General features: G+C 67.7%; 23 protein-coding genes and 1 tRNA gene. 10 read left to right on the top strand and 14 right to left on the bottom strand.

Annotated features, from left to right (window positions below):
- The first annotated feature begins 69 nt into the window (after nucleotides 1-69).
- The gene (hemN, locus tag J8I82_RS24305) at nucleotides 70-1,566 is read left to right on the top strand and encodes an oxygen-independent coproporphyrinogen III oxidase (protein ID WP_209761409.1); all 1,497 of its coding nucleotides are present in this window, start codon (nucleotides 70-72) and stop codon (nucleotides 1,564-1,566) included.
- Between the two features lie 66 nt (nucleotides 1,567-1,632).
- Here the strand turns inward: hemN and J8I82_RS24300 are convergent, their stop codons facing one another.
- Entirely contained in the window at nucleotides 1,633-2,517 is an 885-nt protein-coding gene (locus J8I82_RS24300) for a c-type cytochrome (RefSeq protein WP_209761408.1), read from the bottom strand.
- 458 nt (nucleotides 2,518-2,975) lie between these two features.
- Here J8I82_RS24300 and J8I82_RS24295 point away from each other — a divergent pair.
- Nucleotides 2,976-3,051, top strand: a tRNA-Arg gene (locus tag J8I82_RS24295).
- Between the two features lie 445 nt (nucleotides 3,052-3,496).
- Nucleotides 3,497-3,901: an alternative ribosome rescue aminoacyl-tRNA hydrolase ArfB gene (gene arfB, locus J8I82_RS24290; protein WP_209761407.1), complete on the top strand. Its 405-nt coding sequence runs from the start codon at nucleotides 3,497-3,499 to the stop codon at nucleotides 3,899-3,901.
- A 25-nt stretch (nucleotides 3,902-3,926) separates the two neighbouring features.
- Here the strand turns inward: arfB and htpX are convergent, their stop codons facing one another.
- The gene (gene htpX / locus J8I82_RS24285; RefSeq protein WP_135706121.1) at nucleotides 3,927-4,805 is read right to left on the bottom strand and encodes a protease HtpX; all 879 of its coding nucleotides are present in this window, start codon (nucleotides 4,803-4,805) and stop codon (nucleotides 3,927-3,929) included.
- Nucleotides 4,806-4,952: 147 nt separating this feature from the next.
- A complete protein-coding gene (locus J8I82_RS24280) occupies nucleotides 4,953-5,333 on the bottom strand; it encodes a hypothetical protein (protein WP_245180042.1) in 381 nt (126 codons plus the stop codon).
- Between the two features lie 163 nt (nucleotides 5,334-5,496).
- On the opposite strand from J8I82_RS24280, the gene J8I82_RS24275 reads away from it, so the two are divergent.
- The 3 genes from J8I82_RS24275 to J8I82_RS24265 all read left to right on the top strand — a co-directional run bounded on the left by J8I82_RS24275 (nucleotide 5,497) and on the right by J8I82_RS24265 (nucleotide 7,583).
- On the top strand, nucleotides 5,497-5,958 hold the full coding sequence (locus J8I82_RS24275) for a Cd(II)/Pb(II)-responsive transcriptional regulator (protein WP_209761406.1): 462 nt from the start codon (nucleotides 5,497-5,499) through the stop codon (nucleotides 5,956-5,958).
- Nucleotides 5,959-6,439: 481 nt separating this feature from the next.
- Complete coding sequence (rnk, locus tag J8I82_RS24270; RefSeq protein ID WP_209761405.1) at nucleotides 6,440-6,892, top strand: nucleoside diphosphate kinase regulator; 453 nt, start codon at nucleotides 6,440-6,442, stop codon at nucleotides 6,890-6,892.
- A gap of 277 nt (nucleotides 6,893-7,169) precedes the next feature.
- A complete protein-coding gene (locus J8I82_RS24265; protein WP_209761404.1) occupies nucleotides 7,170-7,583 on the top strand; it encodes a hypothetical protein in 414 nt (137 codons plus the stop codon).
- Nucleotides 7,584-7,730: 147 nt separating this feature from the next.
- On the opposite strand, the gene J8I82_RS24260 is transcribed toward J8I82_RS24265, so the two are convergent.
- The 7 genes from J8I82_RS24260 to gcl all read right to left on the bottom strand — a co-directional run bounded on the left by J8I82_RS24260 (nucleotide 7,731) and on the right by gcl (nucleotide 15,766).
- Entirely contained in the window at nucleotides 7,731-7,970 is a 240-nt protein-coding gene (locus J8I82_RS24260) for a hypothetical protein (RefSeq protein ID WP_245180041.1), read from the bottom strand.
- Between the two features lie 86 nt (nucleotides 7,971-8,056).
- The gene (gene ypfJ / locus J8I82_RS24255) at nucleotides 8,057-8,926 is read right to left on the bottom strand and encodes a KPN_02809 family neutral zinc metallopeptidase (protein ID WP_209761403.1); all 870 of its coding nucleotides are present in this window, start codon (nucleotides 8,924-8,926) and stop codon (nucleotides 8,057-8,059) included.
- 256 nt (nucleotides 8,927-9,182) lie between these two features.
- Nucleotides 9,183-10,646, bottom strand: a complete 1,464-nt coding sequence (gene pyk / locus J8I82_RS24250; protein ID WP_209761402.1) for a pyruvate kinase — start codon at nucleotides 10,644-10,646, stop codon at nucleotides 9,183-9,185.
- Nucleotides 10,647-10,720: 74 nt separating this feature from the next.
- Entirely contained in the window at nucleotides 10,721-12,043 is a 1,323-nt protein-coding gene (locus J8I82_RS24245) for a glycerate kinase type-2 family protein (RefSeq protein WP_209761401.1), read from the bottom strand.
- A gap of 67 nt (nucleotides 12,044-12,110) precedes the next feature.
- Nucleotides 12,111-13,031 carry a 2-hydroxy-3-oxopropionate reductase gene (locus tag J8I82_RS24240; protein WP_209761400.1) on the bottom strand — a complete coding sequence of 307 codons (921 nt, stop codon included), beginning with the start codon at nucleotides 13,029-13,031 and terminating at the stop codon, nucleotides 12,111-12,113.
- 81 nt (nucleotides 13,032-13,112) lie between these two features.
- Nucleotides 13,113-13,895, bottom strand: a complete 783-nt coding sequence (gene hyi, locus J8I82_RS24235; RefSeq protein WP_209761399.1) for a hydroxypyruvate isomerase — start codon at nucleotides 13,893-13,895, stop codon at nucleotides 13,113-13,115.
- A gap of 86 nt (nucleotides 13,896-13,981) precedes the next feature.
- Nucleotides 13,982-15,766, bottom strand: a complete 1,785-nt coding sequence (gene gcl, locus J8I82_RS24230; protein ID WP_209761398.1) for a glyoxylate carboligase — start codon at nucleotides 15,764-15,766, stop codon at nucleotides 13,982-13,984.
- Between the two features lie 279 nt (nucleotides 15,767-16,045).
- Here gcl and J8I82_RS24225 point away from each other — a divergent pair, with 279 nt between their 5' ends.
- The gene (locus J8I82_RS24225; protein ID WP_336620908.1) at nucleotides 16,046-16,792 is read left to right on the top strand and encodes a hypothetical protein; all 747 of its coding nucleotides are present in this window, start codon (nucleotides 16,046-16,048) and stop codon (nucleotides 16,790-16,792) included.
- 28 nt (nucleotides 16,793-16,820) lie between these two features.
- Here the strand turns inward: J8I82_RS24225 and J8I82_RS24220 are convergent, their stop codons facing one another.
- Together J8I82_RS24220 and J8I82_RS24215 are read right to left on the bottom strand one after the other, a co-directional pair.
- On the bottom strand, nucleotides 16,821-18,035 hold the full coding sequence (locus tag J8I82_RS24220) for a M20 aminoacylase family protein (RefSeq protein ID WP_209761397.1): 1,215 nt from the start codon (nucleotides 18,033-18,035) through the stop codon (nucleotides 16,821-16,823).
- 41 nt (nucleotides 18,036-18,076) lie between these two features.
- Nucleotides 18,077-19,381, bottom strand: a complete 1,305-nt coding sequence (locus tag J8I82_RS24215) for an MFS transporter (RefSeq protein ID WP_209761396.1) — start codon at nucleotides 19,379-19,381, stop codon at nucleotides 18,077-18,079.
- 363 nt (nucleotides 19,382-19,744) lie between these two features.
- Between J8I82_RS24215 and J8I82_RS24210 the strand changes: the two genes are divergently transcribed.
- The 3 genes from J8I82_RS24210 to J8I82_RS24200 all read left to right on the top strand — a co-directional run bounded on the left by J8I82_RS24210 (nucleotide 19,745) and on the right by J8I82_RS24200 (nucleotide 22,074).
- A complete protein-coding gene (locus tag J8I82_RS24210) occupies nucleotides 19,745-20,695 on the top strand; it encodes a LysR family transcriptional regulator (protein ID WP_209761395.1) in 951 nt (316 codons plus the stop codon).
- A gap of 63 nt (nucleotides 20,696-20,758) precedes the next feature.
- Nucleotides 20,759-21,679 carry a LysR family transcriptional regulator gene (locus J8I82_RS24205; RefSeq protein ID WP_209761394.1) on the top strand — a complete coding sequence of 307 codons (921 nt, stop codon included), beginning with the start codon at nucleotides 20,759-20,761 and terminating at the stop codon, nucleotides 21,677-21,679.
- Between the two features lie 20 nt (nucleotides 21,680-21,699).
- Nucleotides 21,700-22,074: a DUF2784 domain-containing protein gene (locus J8I82_RS24200; protein WP_209761393.1), complete on the top strand. Its 375-nt coding sequence runs from the start codon at nucleotides 21,700-21,702 to the stop codon at nucleotides 22,072-22,074.
- Here the strand turns inward: J8I82_RS24200 and J8I82_RS24195 are convergent.
- Both J8I82_RS24195 and J8I82_RS24190 read right to left on the bottom strand, forming a co-directional pair.
- Nucleotides 22,038-22,910: a crotonase/enoyl-CoA hydratase family protein gene (locus J8I82_RS24195; RefSeq protein WP_209761392.1), complete on the bottom strand. Its 873-nt coding sequence runs from the start codon at nucleotides 22,908-22,910 to the stop codon at nucleotides 22,038-22,040. The genes J8I82_RS24200 and J8I82_RS24195 overlap by 37 nt on opposite strands.
- Before the next feature lie 30 nt (nucleotides 22,911-22,940).
- Complete coding sequence (locus J8I82_RS24190) at nucleotides 22,941-24,602, bottom strand: long-chain-fatty-acid--CoA ligase (protein WP_209761391.1); 1,662 nt, start codon at nucleotides 24,600-24,602, stop codon at nucleotides 22,941-22,943.
- Nucleotides 24,603-24,687: the final 85 nt, after the last annotated feature.

Raw genomic sequence — 24,687 nt, 5'->3', positions numbered from 1 at the left:
CGGCGATCAACGCAACGCGCGCCGTGCGGTCCTAGCATGAGCTGTCAAATACCGTTCCCCCGCGCCCCCATGAACCCGCTTGCCATGACTACCCCTGCGCCCGACCGCCGCGCGCTGTCGGACTTTCGCGCTCTCGCCGGCCGCATCGACGGCAACGGCCCGCGCTACACCTCCTACCCCACCGCCGACCGCTTCAGGAACGGCCCGGATTTGTCGCTGTACCACGACGCGCTGGCCGCCTGCCGTGCCGATGCGCCCGCGCCGTTGTCGCTGTACCTGCATATCCCGTTCTGCGAGAACATCTGCTACTACTGCGGCTGCAACAAGATCATCACGCGCGACCACGGCCGCAGTGCTCGCTACGTCACGTATCTGGGCCGCGAGATGGCGCTGCTGGCCGCACAGCTCGGCACGCGGCGGCGCGTGCTCCAGTCGCACTGGGGTGGCGGTACGCCGACCTTCCTGGACCCCGACGAAATGCGCCGCGTGATGGCGCTGCTGCACGAGCACTTCGAACTGGCGCCAGATGGCGAGCATTCGATCGAGATCGATCCGCGCCGCGTCGATGACGCGCGCATGGCGCTGCTGGCAGAACTGGGCTTCAACCGCGTCAGCCTGGGCGTGCAGGATTTCGATCCCGAGGTGCAGCAGGCCATCCACCGGATCCAGCCGTACGAAGAGACTCGTGCCGTGGTCGACGCCGCGCGCCTGCTGGGCTTCCGCTCGGTCAGCCTCGACCTGATCTACGGCCTGCCGCACCAGACTGCCGCACGCTTTGGCCGCACCATCGATCAGGTGCTGGCGCTGCGGCCCGACCGCCTTTCGGTCTACAGCTATGCGCACCTGCCGCATGTGTTCAAGCCGCAGCGGCGCATCGACGAAAGCGCGTTGCCGCCGGCCGGCGAGAAGCTCGATATTCTGGTCTCCACCATCGAACGGCTGACCGCCGAGGGCTACGTCTATATCGGCATGGACCACTTCGCGCTGCCCGACGACGACCTCGCCGTGGCGCAGCGCGAAGGCCGGCTGCAGCGAAACTTCCAGGGCTATTCCACGCACGCCGGCTACGACCAGCTCGGCCTCGGCATCTCGGCGATCGGCGCGGTGGCGGGCCGCTACGTGCAGAACGCGCGCACGCTGGACGAGTACTACGGCGCGCTCGACCACGGCCGCCTGCCGCTGGCGCGCGGGGTGGCGATGACTGCCGACGATCATCTGCGCCGAGAACTGATCGGCGCGCTGATGTGCAACGGCGTGCTGGATATCCCCGCGCTGGAGCGGCGCCACGGCATCGATTTCGCCACCGGCTTCGCGGCCGAACTGGCTGACCTTGGGGCGCTCGCGGCAGATGGCCTGGTGCAGGTCGAGCCCGCCCGCATCACGGTCACGCCGCTGGGACGCCTGCTGGTGCGGCGCGTGGCGATGGTGTTCGACCGCTACCTGCGCGACGATGCCGCCCGCGCCGCAGTGGCGGGGCCCGAAAGCCAGGACACGCCCCAGGCCGCCAACGACGGCACGCAACCGATCCGCTTCGTGCCGCGGGCGCGCTACTCGCGCGTCGTGTAACCGACGCCAGGCATAAAAAACGCCCGCGAATTTCGCGGGCGTTGTTGTCTGCGGCGCAGTCGTGTCTTACTTGGCAGCGTTCGCCATGTAGTCCGACGCGGCGATCACGTCGGCGTCCGGGCCGGCGTAGCCACCCTTGGGCGGCATCACGCCCTTGCCCTTCAGCGCGTAGTTGTGGACCGTGTCCATGCCTTCCTTCAGGCGCGGCGCCCAGGCGGCCTTGTCGCCGAACTTGGGCGCACCGGCCACGCCGGCGGCGTGGCAGGCGGCACAGACCTGGTCATAGACCTTCTTGCCAACGTCGGCCGACGCAGCAGCCGGTGCCGCGGCCGCCGGAGCAGCCGGAGCAGCAGCCAGTGCGGCCGGTGCCGGCGCAGCGGCAGCAGCCGGCGCGGCACCGGCCTCGGGCGCCGCGGCGGTGGCCGGTGCCGCGGCAGCCGGTGCGGGCGGCTCGGGGAACTTGGCGCCACCGGCGTCAGCCATGTAGACCACGGCGCGGGCCAGTTCGTAATCGGTGTAGTCGTCAGGTGTGCTGCCGGCGCGCGGCGGCATTGCGCCCTTGCCGGCCAGCACCGACTTCATCAGGCCGTCGAAGCCCTGGCCGATACGCGCGCTCCAGTCGCCGGCAGTACCGTACTTGGGCGCCCCCGCCGCGCCGGTGGCGTGGCAGGCGGCGCAGATTTCCTTGTAGACCTGTTCGCCGGTCTTGAACACGCGCGGTGCGTTGGGATCCTTGATTTCGAGCAACGCGACCGGCTTGATGCGGTCGTTGACGGCTTCCGCGGTGGTGACAGCGCCGGCACTTTCAGTGGAGCCGTGTCCCACAAAGTTGACCAGCAGGGCGATCACGATGATCGGTACCAGGAAAGCCGCGATCACCACAGCGATCAGCTGCTTCGGTGTCTTGATGGGAGACTCGTGTTCGTGGTGTTCGTTGTGGACGTCGCTCATACAGAACTCTCAGTTTTGCAGGAAACCTTCTTGCCGCTCACCCTCGGCTTGCTTTATCTGGCCCTCGTCTGACCACTAGCTGGCCCGCAAGGGGCCCGACAGAAGTCCGCCCCATGCTGCTGCCTCGTGGCCATTGCCTGACTTGGGTCTGTCGCCATTTGCGCACTTCGGACTGTCTCCCGGGCCGGGCCCCGGATTGTCGCCGAATCCAGGCCGCAAAGCCTTGATCCTGGTCGACTGCGTGAGGGGCACGGTTTGACGCAAATAGCTGGCGATTATAGCCCCATTCCACCCTGCGCCAGTGCCAAAAGCGGCGGTTGCGAGACGTATTGCGGATCCTCCGGAGTGCCCCGCATGGACGGCGCGGGGCAAACGCGGTATCCTATGCGACTTTCCTGCGGCGGCATTCGCGCGCTGCACCGCTGTACCCGCAATACCGGTTGAAAAACCGTCTCTGTGCGCCCGTAGCTCAATGGATAGAGTACTGCCCTCCGAAGGCAGGGGTTGCTGGTTCGATCCCAGCCGGGCGCGCCAATCCCATCCGGATTCCCGCTTTTCCGCGAATGAACTGCTGAACGAACAGAACAGCCACGTTCTCGCGGCACTCAGGCCGTCGGCGCAGGGTGGGCCCGCTATCGCTCATCGGCTGAGGCACGCGGCCGTCGCTGACTACCCGGTTTCGGCCCGCGTTCTTGGCAGCGTAGAGACGTCGCGCAGCGTGCCGGAACCGCGACTGAACATCTCCTGGGGCGTCGCTTCGCGCCAGGCGGGTGGGACGACCGCGGCAAATTTCTCGTCACTCCTGACGTCGCGCGTGCCGGCGGCACGGGCGGATGGGCGACGAAGAAACCGTTGCTGGAGACGTACATAAGCCTGCGCGTGACCATCGTCACGCAGCGCGGGACGCGCAGGCATCGGCCTGGCTTATGCATGGCACTAGCGCGGGCACGGTGCGTGGCCGGCTTGTTATGATGCAGCCATGGTCGATGAGTTAGTCATTCCCCACCACGAATACCTGATCACCGCGATCCGCGCGCAAGGCGCGGGCGGGCAAAACATCAACAAGGTATCGAACGCCGTGCACCTGCGCTACGACGTGCGGGCATCGTCGCTGCAGCCTGACCACAAGGAACGACTTCTGGCCTTGCACGATCACCGCATCACGCGCGACGGCGTGGTGGTGATCAAGGCGCAGCAATTCCGCAGCCTCGAGCAGAACCGCGACGAAGCGGTGCGGCGCCTGCATGAGCTGGTGCGCAGCGTGGCCGCGCCGCCGCGCGTGCGGCGTGCCACGCGGCCGACGCTGGCATCGCGCCAGCGCAGGCTGGAAGGCAAGAGCCAGCGCAGCCAGGTCAAGGCACTGCGCGGCAGGGTGTTCGACTAGCCCCGCTTGCGAGGCCAGCCTCAGGTCAGCGCGCCGACTGCAGCGCGGCAATGCGTTCCTCGATCGGCGGATGGCTCGAGAACAGCGCCATCCACGACTTGCCGCCGGCAATGCCCATGGCCTGCATGTTCTGCGGCAGTCCGTCCGGCTCCAGGCCGCCCAGGCGGCGCAACGCCGAGACCATCGGCGTGGGCGACCCCATCAGGCCCGAGGCGCCGGCATCGGCGCGGAATTCGCGCTGGCGCGAGAACCACGCCACGATGATGCTGGCCAGGATGCCAAACACGATCTCGCAGACGATCACGGTCACCATGTAGCCGATGCCCGGGCCGCTCGATTCCTCGTCGTTCTTGCGCAGCATCGAATCGACGAAGTAGCCGACCACGCGCGCGAGGAAGATGACGAAGGTGTTGACCACGCCCTGGATCAGCGTCAGCGTGACCATGTCACCGTTGGCCACGTGGGCGACCTCGTGCGCCAGCACCGCCTCCACTTCCTCGTGCGACATCGATTGCAGCAAACCGGTGGACACCGCCACCAGCGAGCTGTTCTTGGTCGCGCCGGTGGCGAAGGCGTTGGGCTCGCCGTCGTAGATGGCCACTTCGGGCATGGGCAGGCCGGCGCGCTGCGCCAGCTTTTCTACCGTCTGCACCAGCCACAGCTCGGTGCTGGTGCTCGGGTGGGTGATGACCTGCGCGCCGGTGGACCACTTGGCGATGGTCTTGGACATCAGCAGCGAGATAAAGGAGCCGCCAAAGCCCATCAGCGCCGCAAAAGCCAGCAGCATGCCCAGGTTCAGGCCGTTGGCGGTCAGGAACCGGTTCACGCCGAGCACGCTGGCGGTGATGCTGAGGACGATCATGACGGCGATGTTGGTCGCCAGGAAAAGCAGTACGCGTTTCATGTGTGTGTGGAATGCAGTCGAGTGCAATCGAAGTCGAGCAACGGTGGGGCAACTACAGCAGGGATGCGGACAAGCCGCAAGCGCGCACCGCACCCACGGCACGGCGCGCAAAAAACGGCGGACGCGGACAACCGCGGCCACGCACGCTCAGGCGCGCGGCGGGCGGGGCAGCAGCGGCAGGTCGGGTTCGGGCAGCGGGTCGCCGGCGTAGCGCGGCGGGCCGGTGCGGCCCGCCCACGCTGCGAGGCGCAGCGGAGATGCCGGCAGCAGCTGCTCGGCAAGGTCGCCGCCGGGCTGCGGTTGCGGCTCGGGGGATTCGGGGGCAGGCGCAGATTCCGCGAGGGCGGGCTGCTCAGCTTGCACGGCATCGCCGGCCATGTCTTCGGACGCGCTTGCCGCCGGTGCGGTGGCGGACGCCGCCAGCCCGTCGCCGATCGTACCCGCGGCATGCGCGAGCGCGCCCGCCCAGCCCGGAAGGGGCAGGAAGGCCAGCATCATGACCAGCAGGAAAAGCCGGAGCGAACGCAATTGGGGGACGACTTATCGGTAGGTGTTGAGGGATTCTACAGGATGCGCCATGACGACGGCGCCGGCTGGCGCACGCCGCTGCAAGGTTGCCCAGACTGCCCTACACTAAGCAAAACCCTGGAGCGACTACAGGGATTTGGCCATCCATGACAGGATTTCCACCATGCGTATCGGCGAACTTTCCCGTACCAGCGGCTGCGATATCGAGACCATCCGCTATTACGAACGCGAGGGGCTGCTCGACGCCCCGCGGCGCGAGGCCAATGGCTACCGGCGCTATGACGACGGCCATCTGGTGCAGCTGAACTTCGTGCGCCATTGCCGCTCGCTCGGCATGAGCCTGTCGGACGTGCGCAGGCTGCGCGAGTTCGAGCGCAACCCGTCGCAGGACTGCGACGATATCAACTCGCTGCTGGACCGCCAGATCGCGCAGATCCATGCGCAGCGGGTGGCGCTTGAAGTGCTGGAAGGGCAGCTGCGCGCACTGCGCGAGACCTGCCACCATCACCACCACCAGCCCGCCAGCGAATGCGGCATCCTGCAGAACCTGCAGCAGGCCGCCGCCGGGGCCGCCTGCGAATGCCATGCTGGCACGCACGATGCCGGGCATGCCGCCAATGGGTGAGGTACGCGCCCGCACCGCTGTGCTACGATGGCTGTCACCGTGATCGCACCACAGCGGTGCACGAGCCCCGGCGGCGCCTTGCATAGTAAGCGACGACTTACCTTGCCGGCCTTGTGACCAGATCGCCGCCACACATCAATCTTTTCCGCATGATCGTGAACGAACGCTTGACGCCGATGACCGACGCGCCTGTCCGCCTGCAGCGGACCGGCCGCCCGCGCGCGCGCGCGTTCGCCATGTCTCCCCGCCGGATCAGCGCACCGCCTGCATCCGCCCGGTTCCCAGCCTGACTCTCCCCCACACGGGGCCCGGGCCGAACCGGGCCCGAGCCAGCCTCTCCATGGTTGCCGCCGGCTGACACGCCGTCGCAGCAACCGTTGATATCTGCGCTGCTGCGCAAAGCCAAGACCCGACCGCGCTGCCGCCTGCCACTTGTCATGCGGCCGGGCCGCGCCAATCCATGACTGCCGGAGGATCCGCCATGAAGCCCACCAAGAAGCAATCCGCCAAATCCACGCAATCCACCCAGGTGGCGACGCCGTCGCTGTACCTGACCGAACTCGACATCACGCGCCTGGAGCGCATCGCCAGCCGCGCCGGCTCGGCGCAGCTCGAGGACATGCTCGACAGCCTGCTGGCGCGTGCCACCATCGTCGCGCCGGACGAAATCCCGACCGATGTGGTCACCATGAACTCCCGGCTGGTGTGCACGCTGCCGGGCGATCCGTCGCCGCGCAATTGGACCCTGGTCTACCCGGATGCGGCCGATTTCGACGCCGGGCTGCTGTCGGTGCTGTCGCCGGTGGGCCAGGCGTTGCTGGGCGCACGTGCCGGACAGACCGTGGGCTACCGCCTGCCGGACGGCCGCGAGCAGCAGGTGACGATCGGGGAGATCGCTTTCCAGCCGGAAGCCAGCGGCCAGTACACGCTCTGAGCGCCGGCGCGCCCGAGCTGGCCTGGCAGGGCGTGCAGCACGGGCTACTCGCACGCCGCGCCGCGCGCGTGCAACTGGCGATCCGTGGACACCGTTCATCGGCAAGCGAGTCGTTTCACGACTCGCAACGCACCATTCGTCGCAGCGGCATTTCTGCTTGCGCACACTGTGACTAATCTTCAGTCCGTGCTCGCATCGCAACATAGATTGCCGGGCGGTCGGAGTTTCACCCCGGCCAAAAAATAAGACAGACGAAATCAGTTGAAGGAGTCCCGAAATGATCGCCAGACGTATCCTTGGCGGCGCGCTTGTGTTCGCGGCAGTGGCCGCGTCCGCTGCGGCGTTGGCTGCCCCCGCCACCAGCAAGGTCGGCAAGTTTGATGTGTATGCCGATGCGCTGCGCGCCGGCAAGTACGACGTGTACACGGACGGCGCCAAGCAAGGCAAGTTCGATACATACACCGATGGCGCCCGCACCGGCCGCTTCGATGTGTATTCGGAAGGCTCGCGCCAGGGTGGCAAGTTCGACACCTTCACCGAAGGCACGCATAGCTTCAGCGGCGAGATCTCCAAGCAAGGCAAGTTCGATACCTTCAGCGAAGGGACGCACACCTTCAGCGGCGATATCGCTGACCGTGCGCTCGACAACTCGCGCACCGGTGACGGCTCGCTGTACGGCTATCGCGTCTGAGCTGCGCAGCCGAACGCCTGACCTTTCCGGTCTTCACCCGACCTGAAGCGGCCACCACGGTGGCCGCACGTTTTCTCTCCCGCCTGCCCGGCCGACCTCCTCCTCCTTCTCTCTTAGCCTGGCAGGCGTTTTTCTCCCCTTACCCGATTACCCGACTGCGCTGATTGCACGCCCACGGCTGCGATAGCCTGCGCGCGTCTCATGTCGCACGTCATACTTCGGCCCGAGCCCGCGCACCAGTTCCGTCAGCCGTGCCATCGCAGCGCCGGTGGTGTGGCCCGGCGCGACCTCGGCATCGGTGCGCACCGAGCTGAAGCCGTCGAAGCGCTCCAGCGTGACCTCGCCATGTCCCCAATCGATCGAGGCAAAGGCCGCCAGCGACAGCATGGGCAGACACGGAAGCGGGCGCGGGACAACGCAAGCGTCGCATCGCTGCACCCCTCCTACGTTCGGTGCCCCCGTGGGCCGAGGCTTCAGGGCTCGCGCGCGGCGAAGGTATCGCACTTGCGGATGTCGCCCGAGTCGATGCCGCGGCGCAGCCAGCGCACGCGCTGCTCGCTGGAGCCGTGGGTAAAGGCTTCCGGCACGACATAGCCTTGCGACTGGCGTTGCAGCCGGTCATCGCCGATCGCGGCGGCGGCCTTCAGGCCTTCCTCGATATCGCCCGGTTCCAGCAGTTGCTGGTTGGCGCGCTGCGCGGTGGCGGCCCACACGCCGGCCAGGCAATCGGCCTGCAGTTCCATGCGCACCGACAGCTGGTTGGCCTGCGCCTCGCCCATGCGGCGGCGCGCGGCGTCGACCTTTTCGGACACGCCCAGCAGGTTCTGCACATGGTGGCCGATCTCGTGCGCGATCACATACGCCTGGGCAAAGTCGCCGCTGGCGCCGAAGCGCCTGCGCAGTTCGTCATAGAAGGCCAGGTCGATATAGACCTTCTGGTCGCCGGGGCAGTAGAACGGACCCATCGCGGACTGGCCGGTGCCGCACGCGGTAGGCGTGGCGCCCGAGAACAGCACCAGCGTCGGCGGCGCGTAGCGGCGGTTCAGCTCGGTCTCGAAGATGTGTTGCCAGGTGCGCTCGGTATTGCCCAGCACCTTGCGCGTGAAGACCGTCATCTGGTCGGTGGCGGGCGGGCGGTTGGCCTGCTGTTGCTGTTGTTGCTGCCCGGAGCCTTGCAGCACCGATGCGCCCTGCATGATCAGCATCGGGTCGATGCCGAAGAAATACGACGCGGCCAGTGCGACGATGACCGTGCCAATGCCGATCGACTTGCCGCCCAGCCCGCCGAATCCGCCGCGGCGGTCTTCTACGTGCTGGCTTTCGGCTTCGTCATCGAGGCGCATGTTGCAGGCTCCTGGGGGCAATGTGAGGGGGATCCGGGAGTTACCGGGTTGAAAGTCAGTATAGCAATGGGCTCGGGCGGCCCGGGTGCGCCCAAAACCGCTCCCCCTTTTTGTACTCTCCTGCGCCACAAAAAAACACCACCCGATCGCCCTGGAGACGGGCAACGCGGGCGGTGTGCGGCAAACATAAGAAACCGGGCTTGCGCCCGGTCCGGTCACTGCGTGAACGTCCCGGGAAGGGACGCTGGTGCGTAGGCTAGGCCAATGCGGCTTCCCGCGTGGAGGAAGCCGTGGCCACCGCGCTGGTACCGACTTCCGCCACGCGCAGCAGGTTGGTCGTCCCACCCTGGCCGAACGGCATGCCGGCCGCGATGGTGATCTGGTCGCCGGGTGCAGCGTAGCCTTCCACCAGCGCCGCGCGCGTCGCGGCTTCGACCATCTCGTCGACGCTTTGCACGTCCGGGCTCACGGTGGAGTGGATACCCCACGCGATTGCCAGCCGGCGCGCGATGTCCAGGTTCGGCGTGATGCTGACGATCGGCGCGCACGGCCGCTCGCGGGCGGCGCGCAGCGCGGTGGCGCCCGACGAGGTATAGGTCACCGTCGCCGCCGCGCCGATGATCTGCGTGACTTCGCGCAGCGCGGCGCAGATCGCGTCCTGGCGCGTGTTCAGCGGGATCTCGTGCTGCGCGTCGAGCAGGTTGCGGTACAGCGGGTCGCGTTCGACCTCGGTGACGATGCGGTTCATCATCGACACTGCCTGCACCGGGTAGCGGCCGTTGGCCGACTCGGCCGACAGCATCACCGCATCGGCGCCTTCGTAGATCGCGCTGGCCACGTCCGACGCTTCGGCACGCGTCGGCACCGGCGAGTCGATCATCGATTCCAGCATCTGCGTGGCGATCACCACCGGCTTGCCCAGCTGGCGGCACACACGCAGGATGCGCTTCTGCACGCCGGGCACGCGCTCGGGCGGCAGTTCCACGCCCAGGTCGCCGCGCGCCACCATCACCGAATCGGACACGCGCACGATCTCTTCCAGCTGCTGCAGCGCGGCCGGCTTCTCGATCTTGGACAGGATGCCGGCACGGGTGCCGACGATCTCGCGCGCCTCGACGATATCGGACGGACGCTGCACGAACGACAGGCCGATCCAGTCCGCGCCCAGCGACAGCGCGAAGTCCAGGTCCTTGCGGTCCTTCGCCGTCAGCGCGGGGATGGGGATCACCGCGTCGGGCACGTTCACGCCCTTGCGGTCGGACAGCGTGCCGTTGTTGGCCACGCGCGTGGTGATGGTGCCGGTGGTGACCGACTCGATCGCCAGGCGCACCTTGCCGTCATCGATCAGCAGCGACTGTCCCGGCTGCGCGGCTTCAAACAGCTCGGGGTGCGGCAGATGGACGCGGGTGCCGTCGCCCGGCGTGGGATCGCTGTCGAGCACGAACACGTCGCCGGTGCGCACCGCGACCTTGCCCGCGGCGAAGGTGCCGATGCGCAGCTTGGGACCCTGCAGGTCGGCCAGCACGGCGATGGGGCGGCCGGTCTCGGCCTCGACCTGGCGCACCGCGTCGTAGCGCGCGCGGTGGTCGTCGTGCGTGCCGTGGCTGAAGTTCAGGCGGAACACGTCCGCGCCGGCCTCGAACAGCGCGCGGATCAACGCGATGTCGGTGCTGGCGGGGCCGAGCGTGGCCACGATCTTCGCTTTGCGCTGGCGTCTCATGATGTCTCCTCTTCCATTCTCGGTAGCGGCGCGTCGGCGCCGCGAATCAGTCGGTACTACGTGGGCGGCGATCGTCAGACGATCAGGATCGCGCGGAAGTCGTTCACGTTGGTACGGGTCGGGCCGGTGACGATCAGGTCGTCCACGCCGGCGAAGAAGCCGTAGCCGTCGTTGTTCTCAAGGTGCGCGCGCGCGTTCAGTCCACGCGCGGCGGCGCGGGTCAGCGTGTCGGGAGACAGCAGCGCCCCGGCGTTGTCTTCGGAGCCGTCGATGCCATCGGTATCGCCGGCAATCGCATGCACGCCGGCCAGGCCGTCGAGCGCCACCGCCAGCGACAGCAGGAACTCCGCGTTGCGCCCGCCGCGGCCCTTGCCACGCACGGTCACGGTGGTTTCGCCGCCGGACAGCAGCACGCACGGCTTGCTGAAGGGCTGGCCGCGTTGGGCGACCTGGCGCGCGATGGCGGCGTGGACTTCGGCCACTTCGCGTGCTTCGCCTTCGATGCAGTCGGACAGGATGTGTGCCTCGAAGCCCAGTTCGCGCGCGCGCGCCGCGGCGGCTTCCAGCGATTGCTGCGCGGTCGCCAGCGTCACGCTGCGGTGGCCGTTGAAGCGCGCATCGCCGGGCTTGGGCGTTTCGCCGGCACCGCTCTCCAGGTGCGCGCGCACGTTGGCGGGCACGTCGATGCCGTACTTGGCGATCACGGCCAGCGCATCGGCGCAGGTGGTCGCATCGGGCAGCGTCGGACCGCTGGCGATGAGGGTCGGGTCATCGCCGGGAATATCGGAAATCAGCAACGTCTCTACACGCGCCGGTGCGCAGTGCAGCGCCAGGCGTCCGCCCTTGAGCGCGGACAGGTGCTTGCGCACGCAGTTCATCTCGCCGATGCTCGCGCCGCTCTTGAGCAGCGCCTTGTTCACGGACTGCTTGTCGGCCAGCGTCAGGCCCGGCGCGGGCGCGGCCAGCAGCGCGGAGCCGCCGCCGGAAATCAGGCACAGCACGAGGTCGTCGGCGGTCAGGCCCTGCACCAGTTCCACCATGCGCTGCGCGGCGCGTGCGCCAGCTTCGTCGGGAACTGGGTGGGCGGCTTCAACCACTTCGATCCGCTTGCACTCGGCGCCGTGGCCGTAGCGCGTTACCACCAGTCCCGACAGCTCGCCTTGCCAGTTCGCTTCCACCGCCTGCGCCATCGCGGCGGCGGCCTTGCCGGCGCCGATCACCACGGTGCGGCCCCTGGGCGGCGCGGGCAGGTGCGGCGGCAGGCAGTGGCTGGCGCTGACGGAAGCGACCGCGGTGTCAAACAGGTCGCGCAGCAGGGCGCGCGGCGCGAGCTGTCCCGGAGTGGCTGCTGCGGGCTGAGGCGACAGCAGGGCGGCTTGTGGTTCGGTGGCAAGCATGAAGAATCCTGGTACTGACGGGGAAAGCGATTCGTCCCCGCTAGGCGGGGACGACGGGAGCTGCTGCTTACTTGGCGTTCGCGATCTGGTGGTTAGACATGATCTCGATGGCGCGGCACAGGGCCGAGTGGTCCTGCTTGCCCAGGCCGTTGGCCGAACAGGTGTTGAACAGCTCCTGCGCGGTGGCGGTGTTGGGCAGTGCCACGCCCAGCGCCTTGGCACCCTGCAGCGCCAGGTTCAGGTCCTTCTGGTGCAGTTCGATGCGGAAGCCCGGATCGAAGGTGCGCTTGACCATGCGATCGCCATGCACCTCCAGGATGCGCGAGGCCGCAAAGCCGCCCATCAGCGCCTCGCGCACCTTGGCCGGATCGGCGCCTGCCTTGGAGGCGAACAGCAGCGCTTCGGACACGGCCTGGATGTTCAGCGCGACGATGATCTGGTTGGCCACCTTGGTGGTCTGGCCGTCGCCGTTGCCGCCCACCAGCGTGATGTTCTTGCCCATCAGCTCGAACAGCGGCTTGACCTGGTCGAAGGCCTCTTGCGGGCCGCCGACCATGATCGTCAGCGACGCAGCCTTGGCGCCGACTTCACCGCCCGACACCGGCGCGTCCAGGTACGAAGCGCCCAGCTTGTTGATGCGCGCGGCAAAGTCCTTGGTGGCGATCGGCGAGATCGAGCTCATGTCGACCACGATCTTGCTGTAGCTGGCCTCCTTGCCGGCGGCCTTCAGCGCGGCGGCAACGCCCTTGTCGGCAAACAGCACGGCTTCGACGTGCGGCGTGTCCGGCACCATGATGACGATGATGTCGGCGCGCTTGGCGACTTCCTCGGCGCTGGTGCAGACGGTCACGCCTGCATCGACCAGCGCTTGCGGGGCCGGGTTGACGTCATGCACGAACAGCGTGTGGCCGGCGGCGCGCAGGTGGCCCGCCATCGGCGCGCCCATGATGCCCAGGCCGATGAAGCCGACGTTGCGTTGGTTTGCCATATTGATGTCTCCTTGCTTGAGAGTAAGTCTGTCTTGGTTCGCGTAGGTGGTAACGGGTTACCACCGGGAATACCGTAGCGGTTACTGCACGCCGTGCGCGGCGCGCCAGCCCAGGCCGGCTTCGGTGGTGGTCTTCGGCTTGTACTCGCAGCCGATCCAGCCGGTGTAGCCGATATCGTCCAGGAACTTGAACAGGTACTGGTAGTTCAGCTCGCCCGTGCCCGGCTCGTTGCGGCCCGGGTTGTCGGCCAGCTGGATGTGCTTGATCTTCGGCAGGTTGGCCTTGATGGTGTTGGCGATCTCGCCCTCCATCCGCTGCATGTGGTAGATGTCGTACTGCACGTACAGGTTGGGCGCGTTGACCTGGTTGATCAGATCCAGCGCCTGCTGCGTGCGCGACAGGAAGAAGCCGGGGATGTCGAAGGTGTTGATCGGCTCGACCAGCAGGTCGATATGCTCGGCGGCCAGCGCGCCGGCGGCGAACCGCAGGTTTTCCACCAGCGTTTCCTGCGCCTGCTCGCGCTTGACGTTCTGCGGCAGGATGCCGACCAGGCAGTTCAGCTGGCGCACGCCCAGCACCTCGGCGTACTTGATGGCCTCGCCCACGCCGTCCTGGAACTCGCCGACGCGGTCCGGGTGGCAGGCAATGCCGCGCTCGCCCGCGTCCCACTTGCCGGCGGGCAGGTTGTGCAGCACCAGGTCCAGCTGGAAGCGGTTCAGGCGGTCAGCGATCTGGTCCGCGTGGAACGCATACGGGAAGAGGAACTCAACGCCGCGGAAGCCCGCGCGCGCGGCGGCTTCGAAGCGGTCGAGAAAGCCCACTTCGTTGAACAGCATGGTCAGGTTGGCCGCAAGTTTGGTCATTTGTCATCTCCTGTGACTTGGTTTTTGTGCGCCATCCCCGCTGGCGCGGGGATGGCGTTCTGGTCCTGCAGGGGGCCGGAAGGGTCTTACGCCGTTTCCACTTCTTCGGTCAGGATGGCCTCGTCGGCATCCTCGATGTCTTCGATCGGCTCGAACTCGTTGATGTTGTCGATCTCGGTGCCCATCGCGATATTGGTCACACGCTCCAGGATCACCTCGACCACCACCGGCACCGAGAACTCGGCCATCAGGTCGCGCGCCTCGGCGAAGGCGGGGGCGATGTCTTCCGGCTTGAACACGCGGATCGCCTTGCAGCCCAGGCCTTCGACAACCTTGACGTGGTCCACGCCGTAGCCGTTCAGCTCAGGCGAATTGACGTTGTCGAAGGCGAGCTGCACGCAGTAGTCCATCTCGAAACCGCGCTGGGCCTGGCGGATCAGGCCGAGGTAGGAGTTGTTCACCACCACGTGGATATACGGCACCTTGAACTGCGCGGCCACGGCCAGCTCTTCGATCATGAACTGGAAGTCGTAGTCGCCCGAGATCGCCACCACGTCCGAGTTCGGCGAAGCCGTCTTCACGCCGATCGCAGCCGGGATGGTCCAGCCCAGCGGGCCGGCCTGGCCGCAGTTGATCCAGTGGCGCGGCTCGTTGACCGAGAGGAACTGCGCCGCGGCGATCTGCGACAGGCCGATGGTGCTGACGTAGCGCACATCACGCGGGAAGTACTGGTTCATCTCGCGGTACACGCGCTGCGGCTTGACCGGCACGTTGTCGAAGTCGCTCTTGCGCTGCATGGTGCGGCGGCGCTTCTGCACGTCGGCGACCCACGACTTGCGGCACGGCAGGCGGCCGGCCATCTTCATTTCGCGGGCGACTTCGACAAACAGCTCCAGCGCGGCCTTGGCGTCGGAGACGATGCCCAGGTCCGGGCCGAACACGCGGCCGATCTGGGTCGGTTCGATGTCGACGTGCACGAACTTGCGACCCTTGGTGTAGACGTCGACGCTGCCGGTGTGGCGGTTGGCCCAGCGGTTGCCGATGCCCATCACGAAGTCCGAGGCCAGCAGCGTGGCATTGCCGTAGCGGTGCGAGGTCTGCAGGCCGACCATGCCGGCTTGCAGCGGGTGGTCGTCGGCCAGCACGCCCCAGCCCATCAGTGTCGGCACCACCGGCACGTTGACCAGCTCGGCGAACTCGACCAGCAGTTCCGAAGCGTCAGCGTTGATGACGCCGCCGCCGCACACGATCAGCGGGCGCTCGGCCGCGTTGAGCATGGAGATGGCCTTCTCGATCTGGGCGCGCGAGGCGGCCGGCTTGTACGGCTGCAGCGGCTGGTAGGTGTCGACGTCGAATTCGATCTCGGCAACCTGCACGTCGAACGGCAGGTCGATCAGCACGGGGCCCGGACGGCCCGAGCGCATGATATGGAAGGCTTGCTGGAACACCTGCGGCACCAGCGCCGGCTCGCGCACGGTGACGGCCCACTTGGTCACGGGCTTGGCGATCGATTCGATGTCAACGGCCTGGAAGTCTTCCTTGTACAGGCGGGCGCGCGGGGCCTGGCCGGTGATGCAGAGGATGGGGATCGAATCCGCCCAGGCCGAATACAGGCCGGTGATCATGTCGGTGCCGGCGGGGCCCGAGGTGCCGACGCAGACGCCGATATTGCCCGGCTCGGCACGGGTGTAGCCCTCGGCCATGTGCGAGGCGCCTTCGACGTGGCGGGCCAGCACGTGGCTGATGTTGCCCGACTTGCGCATCGCCGAGTAGAACGGGTTGATCGCCGCGCCCGGCACGCCGAACGCCGTGGTCACGCCTTCCTTCTCCAGAACCGCGATGGCCGCGTCGATTGCTCTCATCTTTGCCATGATCTTGTCTCCAATGGTGGTGGGATTCGCATTGGAGTCGATCCTATTCCCCCAACCCGGCCGGGATAAACAGAAGGACGATCAGTTGATTCGATACTTCGGGTATGGAATGTGGCCTTGGAAGCCTGATGAGACGGTCGTCGATGGCACGCCAGCGTATGCAATTGGATATACGGTGTGATGAAGCGGCCACGCTGCGCAGCAGCGGGTACGCGCTGGCGCCGCCGGTCGCGGTGACTATCCGGCACGTGCCGGAGCGGCGAAAATGGCGCCATCCCGTTGCCCACGCCGACCATGTATTCCAGGCTGCCGCCCACCTACGAACTGCTTGAAGCGCTCGACGCCTCCAGCGCGCCAGCGCCGCCAGCGGAAAGCACGGGCGGTTTGGCCGGCGGGCCGGCCCGCTTGCTGTGGATCGGCTTTATCGTCGCGCTGGTGGCGACCCTGCTCGGCGGCGGGGCGCTTGCCGTGTGGCGGCTATGGCTGAAGCACCCGGTGCCGCCGTGGTCGCTGCGCGCGTTCGAGGCGTTCCTGGCCGCGGCGGCAGTTTGCTATGTGGGCACCGGGCTGGCACGCACGCGCCCGCTGCTGGCCAGGCTGCGCAACCCGCTGCGCTGGCAAGCCCGGGAAATGGATCGCCAGCGCGCGGCCGAAGACGCGCTGCTGCGGCAACTGGCGCGCATTCCGCCGGCGCAGCTGCAAGCGCGCCAGCGGCGCGTGGCCCTGCAGTTGCGACTTTGGGAAGGGGCGGCACGTACCGTGGGCCTGCTGCTGGCGCTGGCGCCCGCCGCGGTGGTGCTGGCCAGCGCGTGGCGCACCTTGCCGCGTCCGGAGCAGATGGTGCCGATGCTGCTGTGGAGCTATGGCGTGATGCTGGTAGCCGGCGGCGCCAGCTACCTGTACCTGCATGTGCAGTGCAGCCGGCCGCTGCGGCGGCTGGCCTACGTGCTGGGAGAAGCCGCGCGGATGAATGCCGAACTGGATGCGCGGCGCGCCCAACGCGCCGCCGCCCGGCAGGAAGCGTGACCAGGCGGGCGCGATCAGGCGCGTGTCATCAGGCCGCGGCGAGATAGCTCTGCACCAGCCGCACCCAGGCTGCCGCGCCCAGCGGCAGCACCGCGTCGTTGAAGTCGTAGCCGGGGTTGTGCACCATGCAGCCGCCGAACTCGCCTTCGCCGTTGCCAAGGATCAGGTAGCACCCCGGCACTGCATTGAGCATCCACGCGAAATCCTCGCTGCCGTTGAGTCCCTTCGGCGCCTGCGTGACCACGTTGTCCGCGCCGACCAGCTCGGTGCAGACGCGCTGTGCCAGCAGCGTTTCAGCTTCGGCGTTGACCATCGGCGGCGTCAGCTGGCGGTAGTCGATCTCCGCTTCCACGCCATGCGCCTGTGCTGTCAGCGCAACGATCTCGCGGATGCGCTGTTCGACCAGCGCGCGCGTCTCTGGCCGCGCGGCGCGCACGTTGAGGCCCAGCGTCACGGCTTCCGGAATCACGTTGTGCGTGGCGCCGCCGCGGATAAAGCCGACCGACACCACCGCGGTATCGTCCGGCGCGACGTTGCGCGCCACCACCGTCTGCAGCGCGGTGACGATGGCCGCCGCCGCGGCGATCGGGTCGCGCGCGCGGTGCGGCATCGCGCCGTGGCCGCCCACGCCGCGCACGGTCACGTCGGCCACGTCCGACGACAGGCTCACCGGCCCTGGCAGCACGCGGAACGAACCCGCCGCCACGCCCGGCATGTTGTGCAGCGCGAAGATTGCATCGCAGGGGAAGCGCTCGAACAGCCCGTCCTCGATCATCGCGCGCGCGCCGCACAGGTTCTCTTCATCGGGCTGGAAGATCAGGTTGAGCGTGCCGTCGAAATCGGGCTTGTCGGCAATTGCCCTGGCCGCCGCCAGCAGGATCGCGGTATGGCCGTCGTGGCCGCACGCATGCATTTTTCCGGCTACCCTGCTGGCGTAGGGCAGGCCGGTCGCTTCGGTGATCGGCAGCGCGTCCATGTCGGCGCGGATGCCGAGGCGGCGCGAGCCGCTGCCGCGCTTCAGTTGCCCGACCACGCCGCTCTTTCCAATGCCGGTGTGGACCTCGTAGCCCCATTCGGCCAGCAGCGTTGCCACCAGCCTGCTGGTCGCGCCGACCTCGAAACCCAGCTCAGGCTGCGCATGGATCTGGCGGCGGATGCCGACGAAAGTCTCGGCGTCGATGCCGATGGCCGGCAGCAGGTGCGGCAGGTACTGGAATGGCTGGAGTGTCGGTGCGCGGGTCATGGGATCGGTCTCCGAAAATGAAGGGGTTCAGTGGGCGCGGCTCAGTGGGCGCGCATCTCGCGGATGCGCAGCACGGCGAGAAGCGTGATCACGCCGCAGGCCAGCATGTAAAGGGCCGGCGACATCGGGTTGCCGGTGCGGGCCAGCATCCACGTGACAATGAATTGCGACGAGCCGCCGAACACGGTCACGCCCACGCTGTAGATCACTGACAGGCCGCTGGCGCGCACGCCGGCGGGCAGCATCTCCAGCATCATCAGGAACATCGGCGTGGTGCCAAGGTTGACCAGTGCGGTTAGCAGCGCCGACACGCACAGCACCAGCGGCACGCTCGGATAGGCATTGATCAGCCAGAACGCCGGGTATACCGCCAGCATGCTGAGCACCAGCGATGCCACCACCAGCGGCTTGCGCGCGACCAGGCGGTCAGCAAGGCGGCCGGCGAGCAGCGACACCACCGTCAGCGTCAGTCCGGTGACACAGCCCGACAGGAACGACAGCGACGCCGGCATATGCAGCACGCGGATCATGTAGGTCGGCATGAAGAACACCACCAGATACATCGTCGCGGTGCCGGCCGTGGTTGCAAAAATGCCCTTGAGCACGGTGGCCCAGTGGTTGCGGAACAGCTCGCCGAGCGGGCTCGGCGCGTGGGCGTCGGCCTGGTGGGTTTCGTCGAGGTGCGCGCGGATATACAGCCCCACCGGCGCGATCAGCAGGCCGACCAGGAAGGGCAGGCGCCAGCCCCAGCTTTCCAGTGACGCGGTCGGCAGCACGGCATACAGCGTGGCGCCCGTCAACGCGCCCAGCAGCGCCGAGATCCCCTGGCTGCCGAGCTGCCAGCTGACGCGCCAGCCGCGGCCCTTGACCCCGCCCGCCTCCATCAGCATCGCGGTCGAGGCACCGATCTCGCCGCCGAGCGAAAAACCTTGCAGCAAGCGGCCCGCGACGATCATCAGCGAGCCGGCGATGCCGGCCGACGCATATGGCGGCGCCAGCGCGATGCACAGCGTGCCCAGCACCATCAGGCCGATGGTCAGCGTCATCGCCGCCTTGCGGCCGCGCCGGTCGGCGTAGCTGCCGATCACCACGCCGCCGAGCGGGCGCATCACGAAGCCGATGCCGAAGGTGGCCACGGCCAGCAGCAGCGAGCCGTAAGGACTGTCGGAGGGAAAGAACAGCTTGCCGATCAGCAGCGAGAAGAAGCTGTAGACGGTGAAATCGAACATCTCCAGCGCATTGCCCAGCGAGCAGGCCGCGATCAGGCGGAACTGGCTCTGGTTGCGAGGTGTGCTGGCGGGGGCGGCCGTGACGCTGGCAGGCGTCGCGAAGGTGGCGTCGTTCATGCAAGGTCTCCACGAACTGGTGGGGGGCTGCACGCACGGCGGACCGGTGTTTTCGGGGCCCGGTGAGCAGGAGCGGCTCGCGCGGCAGTCAGGTTGGCAACCTGTGGCGCTGAGTATTCAGGCAAACGGACCGGGACAAAAAATCATATATTTTCATCCTGATAACCAGATCGAATCACCGTCATAACCGGTGTCGTTCGGGTATCGGTAAAACTACTGAAGGATGCCGGTATAGCCTTGGCCGCAGCGGGGAAGGGCAGGAAGTGCGGGCTGCGACGCGCGTCGGGTTTGCGCCCGCGGATGGGGCGTATCGCCCCGCGCCGGGGCATTGCGCACAGCATGCTGGAACAGGAAACGGATACGATGAAGCTGCACCAACTGCGGGTCCTGCTGGCCGTGGCCGAGCACGGCAGCATCCATGAAGCGGCGCGCGCGCTGCATATCTCGCAGCCGGCGCTGTCCAAGGCCATCGCCGAGCTGGAGCGCGAGCTCGGCGTGACGCTGCTGTCGCGCTCGGTGCGCGGCGTCAGCCTGACCGCCTACGGCCTGGCGCTGGTCAAGCGCGCCAGCGTGGTCGAGCAGGAGCTGCGGCACGCACTGGAAGACATCGAATCGATTCGCGGCCATGCAGAGGCCGAGCTGAACATCGGTTTCACCGCGGTGGCCTCCAGCGGCCCGCTGCCGGCGGCCATCGCGGCGTTCCGGCAGCGCTTCCCGAATGTCGCGCTGCGCGGCTTCGAGCTGCGCCCCCAGCAGATCCAGGAAGGCCTGCGCGAAGGGCGGCTCGACCTCGGCCTGATCTCGACCAACAGCGGCCCCGGCTCGGCCTCGCTGCAATGGGAGCCGCTGTTCTCGGTCGGCATGAAGCTGGCCGTGCGCGCCGGCCACCCGCTGCGCCGCACGCGCCGGCTGCGGCCGCTGCTGGACGCCGACTGGCTGGTGCTGGACCCGGTCGACGATGCCGGCAGCCCGCTCGCCAGCCTGATGCGGCTGCACCGGATGGAGATGCCGCGCCGGGTGGTGCAGAGCGCATCGAACCTGCTCGGCCTGCAGCTGGCCACGCGCACCGACCTGATCAGCATGTGGTCGGACTTTGTCTTCCACGGCACCGGCGGCCCGCTGCAACTGGCCAGCGACCAGCTGGTGCCGCTGCCGATCCAGGACGAGCTGCCGGATTTCCGCGTATTCCTGGTCTATCGCTCGGTCGACCTGATGACGCACGCGTGTGCAGAATTCAGCCGTGAAGTGCGGCATTGTGCCCGCAAGCGCCGCGATGCGCCGCCCGCCATGCGCCGGGCCCGATCCGCTTCATAAGCGCAGCCGGGATGCCACGGCGGCGCCGATGCCGCACAATGGCGCCCGGGAGACTGATATCCGATGGACAAACTCAAGCAAATCGAAGCCTTTATCGCCGTGGTGGAGCACGGCAGCATGGCGGCCGCGGCGCTGACGCAGAACGTCACGCCGGTGATGATCGGCCGCCGCATCAACGCGCTGGAAGCGCGCATCGGCGTCAAGCTGCTGCACCGCTCCACGCGCCGCATCGCCGTGACCGAGCAGGGCGCGGTGTTCATGGAGCAATGCAAGAAGGCGCTCGCCGATCTGGACCGCGCCGAGATGCTGATCGCCGAAGGCAAGCACAAGGCCACCGGCCACCTGATCGTGTCGGCGCCGGCCGCGTTCGGCCGCAAGCACGTGGCGCCGCACGCGCCGGCCTTCCTGGCCGCGAACCCGGAAGTGCAGATCTCGTTCAACCTGACCGACCGCGTGGTCGACCTGGTGCGCGAGGGCTATGACGTGGGCATCCGCATCGGCGGCGCGATCGACCCCAACTTCGTCGCGATCAAGCTGGCGCAGAACAAGCGCGTGGTGTGTGGCACACCCGCGTACTTTGCCAGATACGGCGTGCCGCAGACGCTGGACGATCTCGAGCACCACAACTGCCTGGCTTTCAACCTGCAGGGCGGCCAGCAGCGCGGCTGGTATTTCAGCCAGAACGGCAAGGCCGTGACGGTGCGCGTCAACGGCAACCTCGACTGCAACGACGGCGAGCTGCTGCACCGCTGGACTGGCGAGGGACTCGGGCTGGGGTGGCGTTCGACCTGGGAAATCCTGCCGCAGCTGGAGAGCGGCGAGCTGATTACCGTGCTCGACGAATACGCGCTGCCCGACTATGACATCCTCGCGGTGTACCCGCAGCAGCGCCCGGTGCCGGCCAAGATCCGCTTCTTTATCGAGCACCTGAAAGCGCAGTTCGCGCGTCCCGGCTACTGGATGGCCGGCGGCAACGGCGACTGAGGGCCTTTGCGCGCGATGCCATGGCAGCCTGGCTGGCCGACCTCGTCGTCATCGTGCACGGCCTGTTTATCGTGTTCGCGGTGGCCGGCGGCCTGCTGGTGCTGCGCTGGCCCCGGCTGGCATGGGTACACCTGCCGGCCGCGGCGTGGGGCGTGGTGATCGAGTGGTCCGGCTGGATCTGCCCGCTGACGCCGCTGGAGAATGCGCTGCGCCGTGCCGCGGGGGAGGCGGGCTACAGCGAGGGCTTTGTCGAGCGCTACCTGTTGCCGCTGATCTATCCGGCGGGCCTGACGCCTGCCGTGCAGCTTTGGCTTGGCCTGATTGTGCTGGTGGTCAACGTGACGGTCTATGCGGCGGTCTATGCGAGGTGGTGGCGCCGACGGCGCCACCGTTGAGCCGAAGGCGGGTCAAAACGCGGCGCGCGTTTCTCCATGTTGGCCAGCACCGCCTCGCGCTGGTTGGGCGAGCCGACCAGGCGGTCCTGCTCGTCCGACTCGGCCTGCAGGATGGCGGCATTGTCGCCGCGCTCGACCACCGCCATCAGCCGCTTGGCCGCACGGATCGCATCCGGGTTCTTCTGCGCTACCTGGCGCGCCGCTTCCAGCGCCGCGGCGCGCGGGTCGTCGGCGACGTAGGTGGCGAGCCCCAGCTCGCACGCTTCGGTGCCGCTGAGCACGCGCGCACTATAGACCAGTTCGCGCAGCACGTCGGGGCGCACCAGCCCGCGCGTCAGCACCATGCCGGCCATGTCGGGAACGAGGCCCCACTTCATCTCCATCACCGATAACTTCGTATCGGGCGCGACGTAGCGCACATCCGCGCCCAGCGCCACCTGCAGGCCGCCGCCGAAAGCCACGCCGTGCACCGCCGCGAACACCGGCACCGGCAGCTCGCGCCACACCATGCAGGCATATTGCGGGCGATTGGAAATGCCGTGGATGCGCTTGCCGAGCCGCCCGCCGCCAATGCTGTCGCTTTCGCTGCTGCCGCCATCGCCGGACAGCATGCCGGCCATGCGGCCCATGTCCAGGCCCGCGCAGAACGCGCGGCCTTCGCCCGACAGCACCACGGCGCGCAGGTCCGGCGTGCGGGCCAGTTGCTCGCCGGTTTCGATCAGCGCGTCGAACATCTCCTGGTCGAGCGCATTCATCTTGTCGGGACGGTTCAGGCGGACATCGGCGACGCCGCCTTCGATAGTGACGATGATCCGTTCATTGCTGCTGGCGCTCATGCGCGGGCTCCCTGGGTTGGTGTTGTCGGTTCAGGCGCTGCGGGCCGTGTCGACGGTCGGCAGCACATAGTCGCGATAGGTGTCGCGCAGTTTTACCTTGAGCAGCTTGCCGGTGGCCGTGTGGGGCAGCGCGTCGACGAAGACGACGTCGTCGGGCACCCACCAGCGCACCATCTTGCCGCCCAGGTAGTCGAGCAGCTCGGCCGCGCTGACCTCGTGGCCCGGGCGTTTCACCGCGACCAGCAGCGGGCGCTCCTGCCACTTGGGATGGGGCACGCCGATCACCGCTGCCTCGGCCACGGCCGGGTGGCCCATGGTGGCGTTCTCCACGTCGATCGACGAGATCCACTCGCCGCCGGATTTGATCACGTCCTTGGCGCGGTCCACCAGCTGCACATAGCCGTCGGCGTCGATGGTGGCGACGTCGCCGGTATCGAACCAGCCGCCGGCATCGAGCGCGTCACGCTCCGCCTTGAAGTAGCCGGAGGCGATCCACGGGCCACGCACCTTGAGCCGGCCAAAGGCAACGCCGTCATGTGGCAGCACATTGCCGGCATCGTCCTCGATACGCAGGTCCACGCCCCACAGCGCGCGGCCCTGCTTTAGCTGCACCTTCAGGCGCGCGGCGTCGTCCAGTTCCGCATGCTGCGGCAGCAGGGTATTGATGACGCCGATCGGGCTGGTCTCGGTCATGCCCCAGCCCTGCATCAGGCGCGCGCCGAACTGCCTGTCGAAGCGCTCGATCATCGCGGCGGGCACGGCCGAGCCACCCACGCCCGCAACCTTGAGCGCGAGTTGCGAAGGATCGATCTCCGGATGCGCATCGAGGTACTGGAACAGCATCAGCCACACCGTGGGCACAGCGGTGGAGTAGTTGACGCGCTCGTCGCGCAGCAGGCGGTAGACGCTCTCGCCATCGAGGTGTTGCGCCGGCAGGACCATCTTGGCGCCGTTCATGGCGCAGGCATAGGGCAGGCCCCAGGCATTGGCGTGGAACAGCGGCACGATCAGCAGGATGCTGCTGTCGGGACCGACGCCGAAGGTATCGGCCGCGCAGGCCTTGAGGCTGTGCAGCACGGTCGAGCGGTGCGAGTACAGCACGCCCTTGGGATTGCCGGTGGTGCCGGAGGTGTAGCACAGCGACGACGCGGTGCGCTCGTCGAACTGCGGCCAGGCGTAGTGCTCGCCGGCGGCATCGAGCAGGTCTTCGTAGCACAGCGCCTGCGGCAGTCCGGCGGCGGCCACTGCCGGCATCTGCGCCCGGCTGGTCAGCGCCACGTAGTGCTGCACGCCGGCGAGCTGCGGTGCGAGCTGCGCGACCAGCGGCGCGAAGGTGGTGTCGAAGCACAGCACGCGGTCTTCGGCGTGGTTGATGATGTAGGCGACCTGCTCGGGGAACAGGCGCGGATTGATGGTATGCAGCACCGCCTCCGATCCCGACACACCGAAGTACAGCTCCAGGTGCCGGTGCGTGTTCCAGGCCAGCGTGCCGACGCGATCGCCCGCCCGCACGCCCAGCGCGGCCAGCGCATTGGCGGCGCGCCGTGCGCGGCGGTGCACGGTTTCATAGTTGCTGCGCACGGTATCGCCCTCGACCGTGCGCGAGACGATCTCCTGTCTCGGGTGGTACGCCGCGGCGTATTCGATCAGCGAAGAAATCAACAACGGACGGTCTTGCATGAGGCCAAGCATGATGCGTCTCCAGGTGCTGTTTCCCATGCCCCGGCGACGGCCGTCGCCGGGGTGCTGCAAATGTGTTGCAAATGTGCCGGAAAGG

The sequence above is a fragment of the Cupriavidus consociatus genome (assembly GCF_017814975.1).
Lineage (GTDB): Bacteria > Pseudomonadota > Gammaproteobacteria > Burkholderiales > Burkholderiaceae > Cupriavidus > Cupriavidus consociatus.
This window is presented reverse-complemented; position numbering and strand designations above follow the sequence as displayed.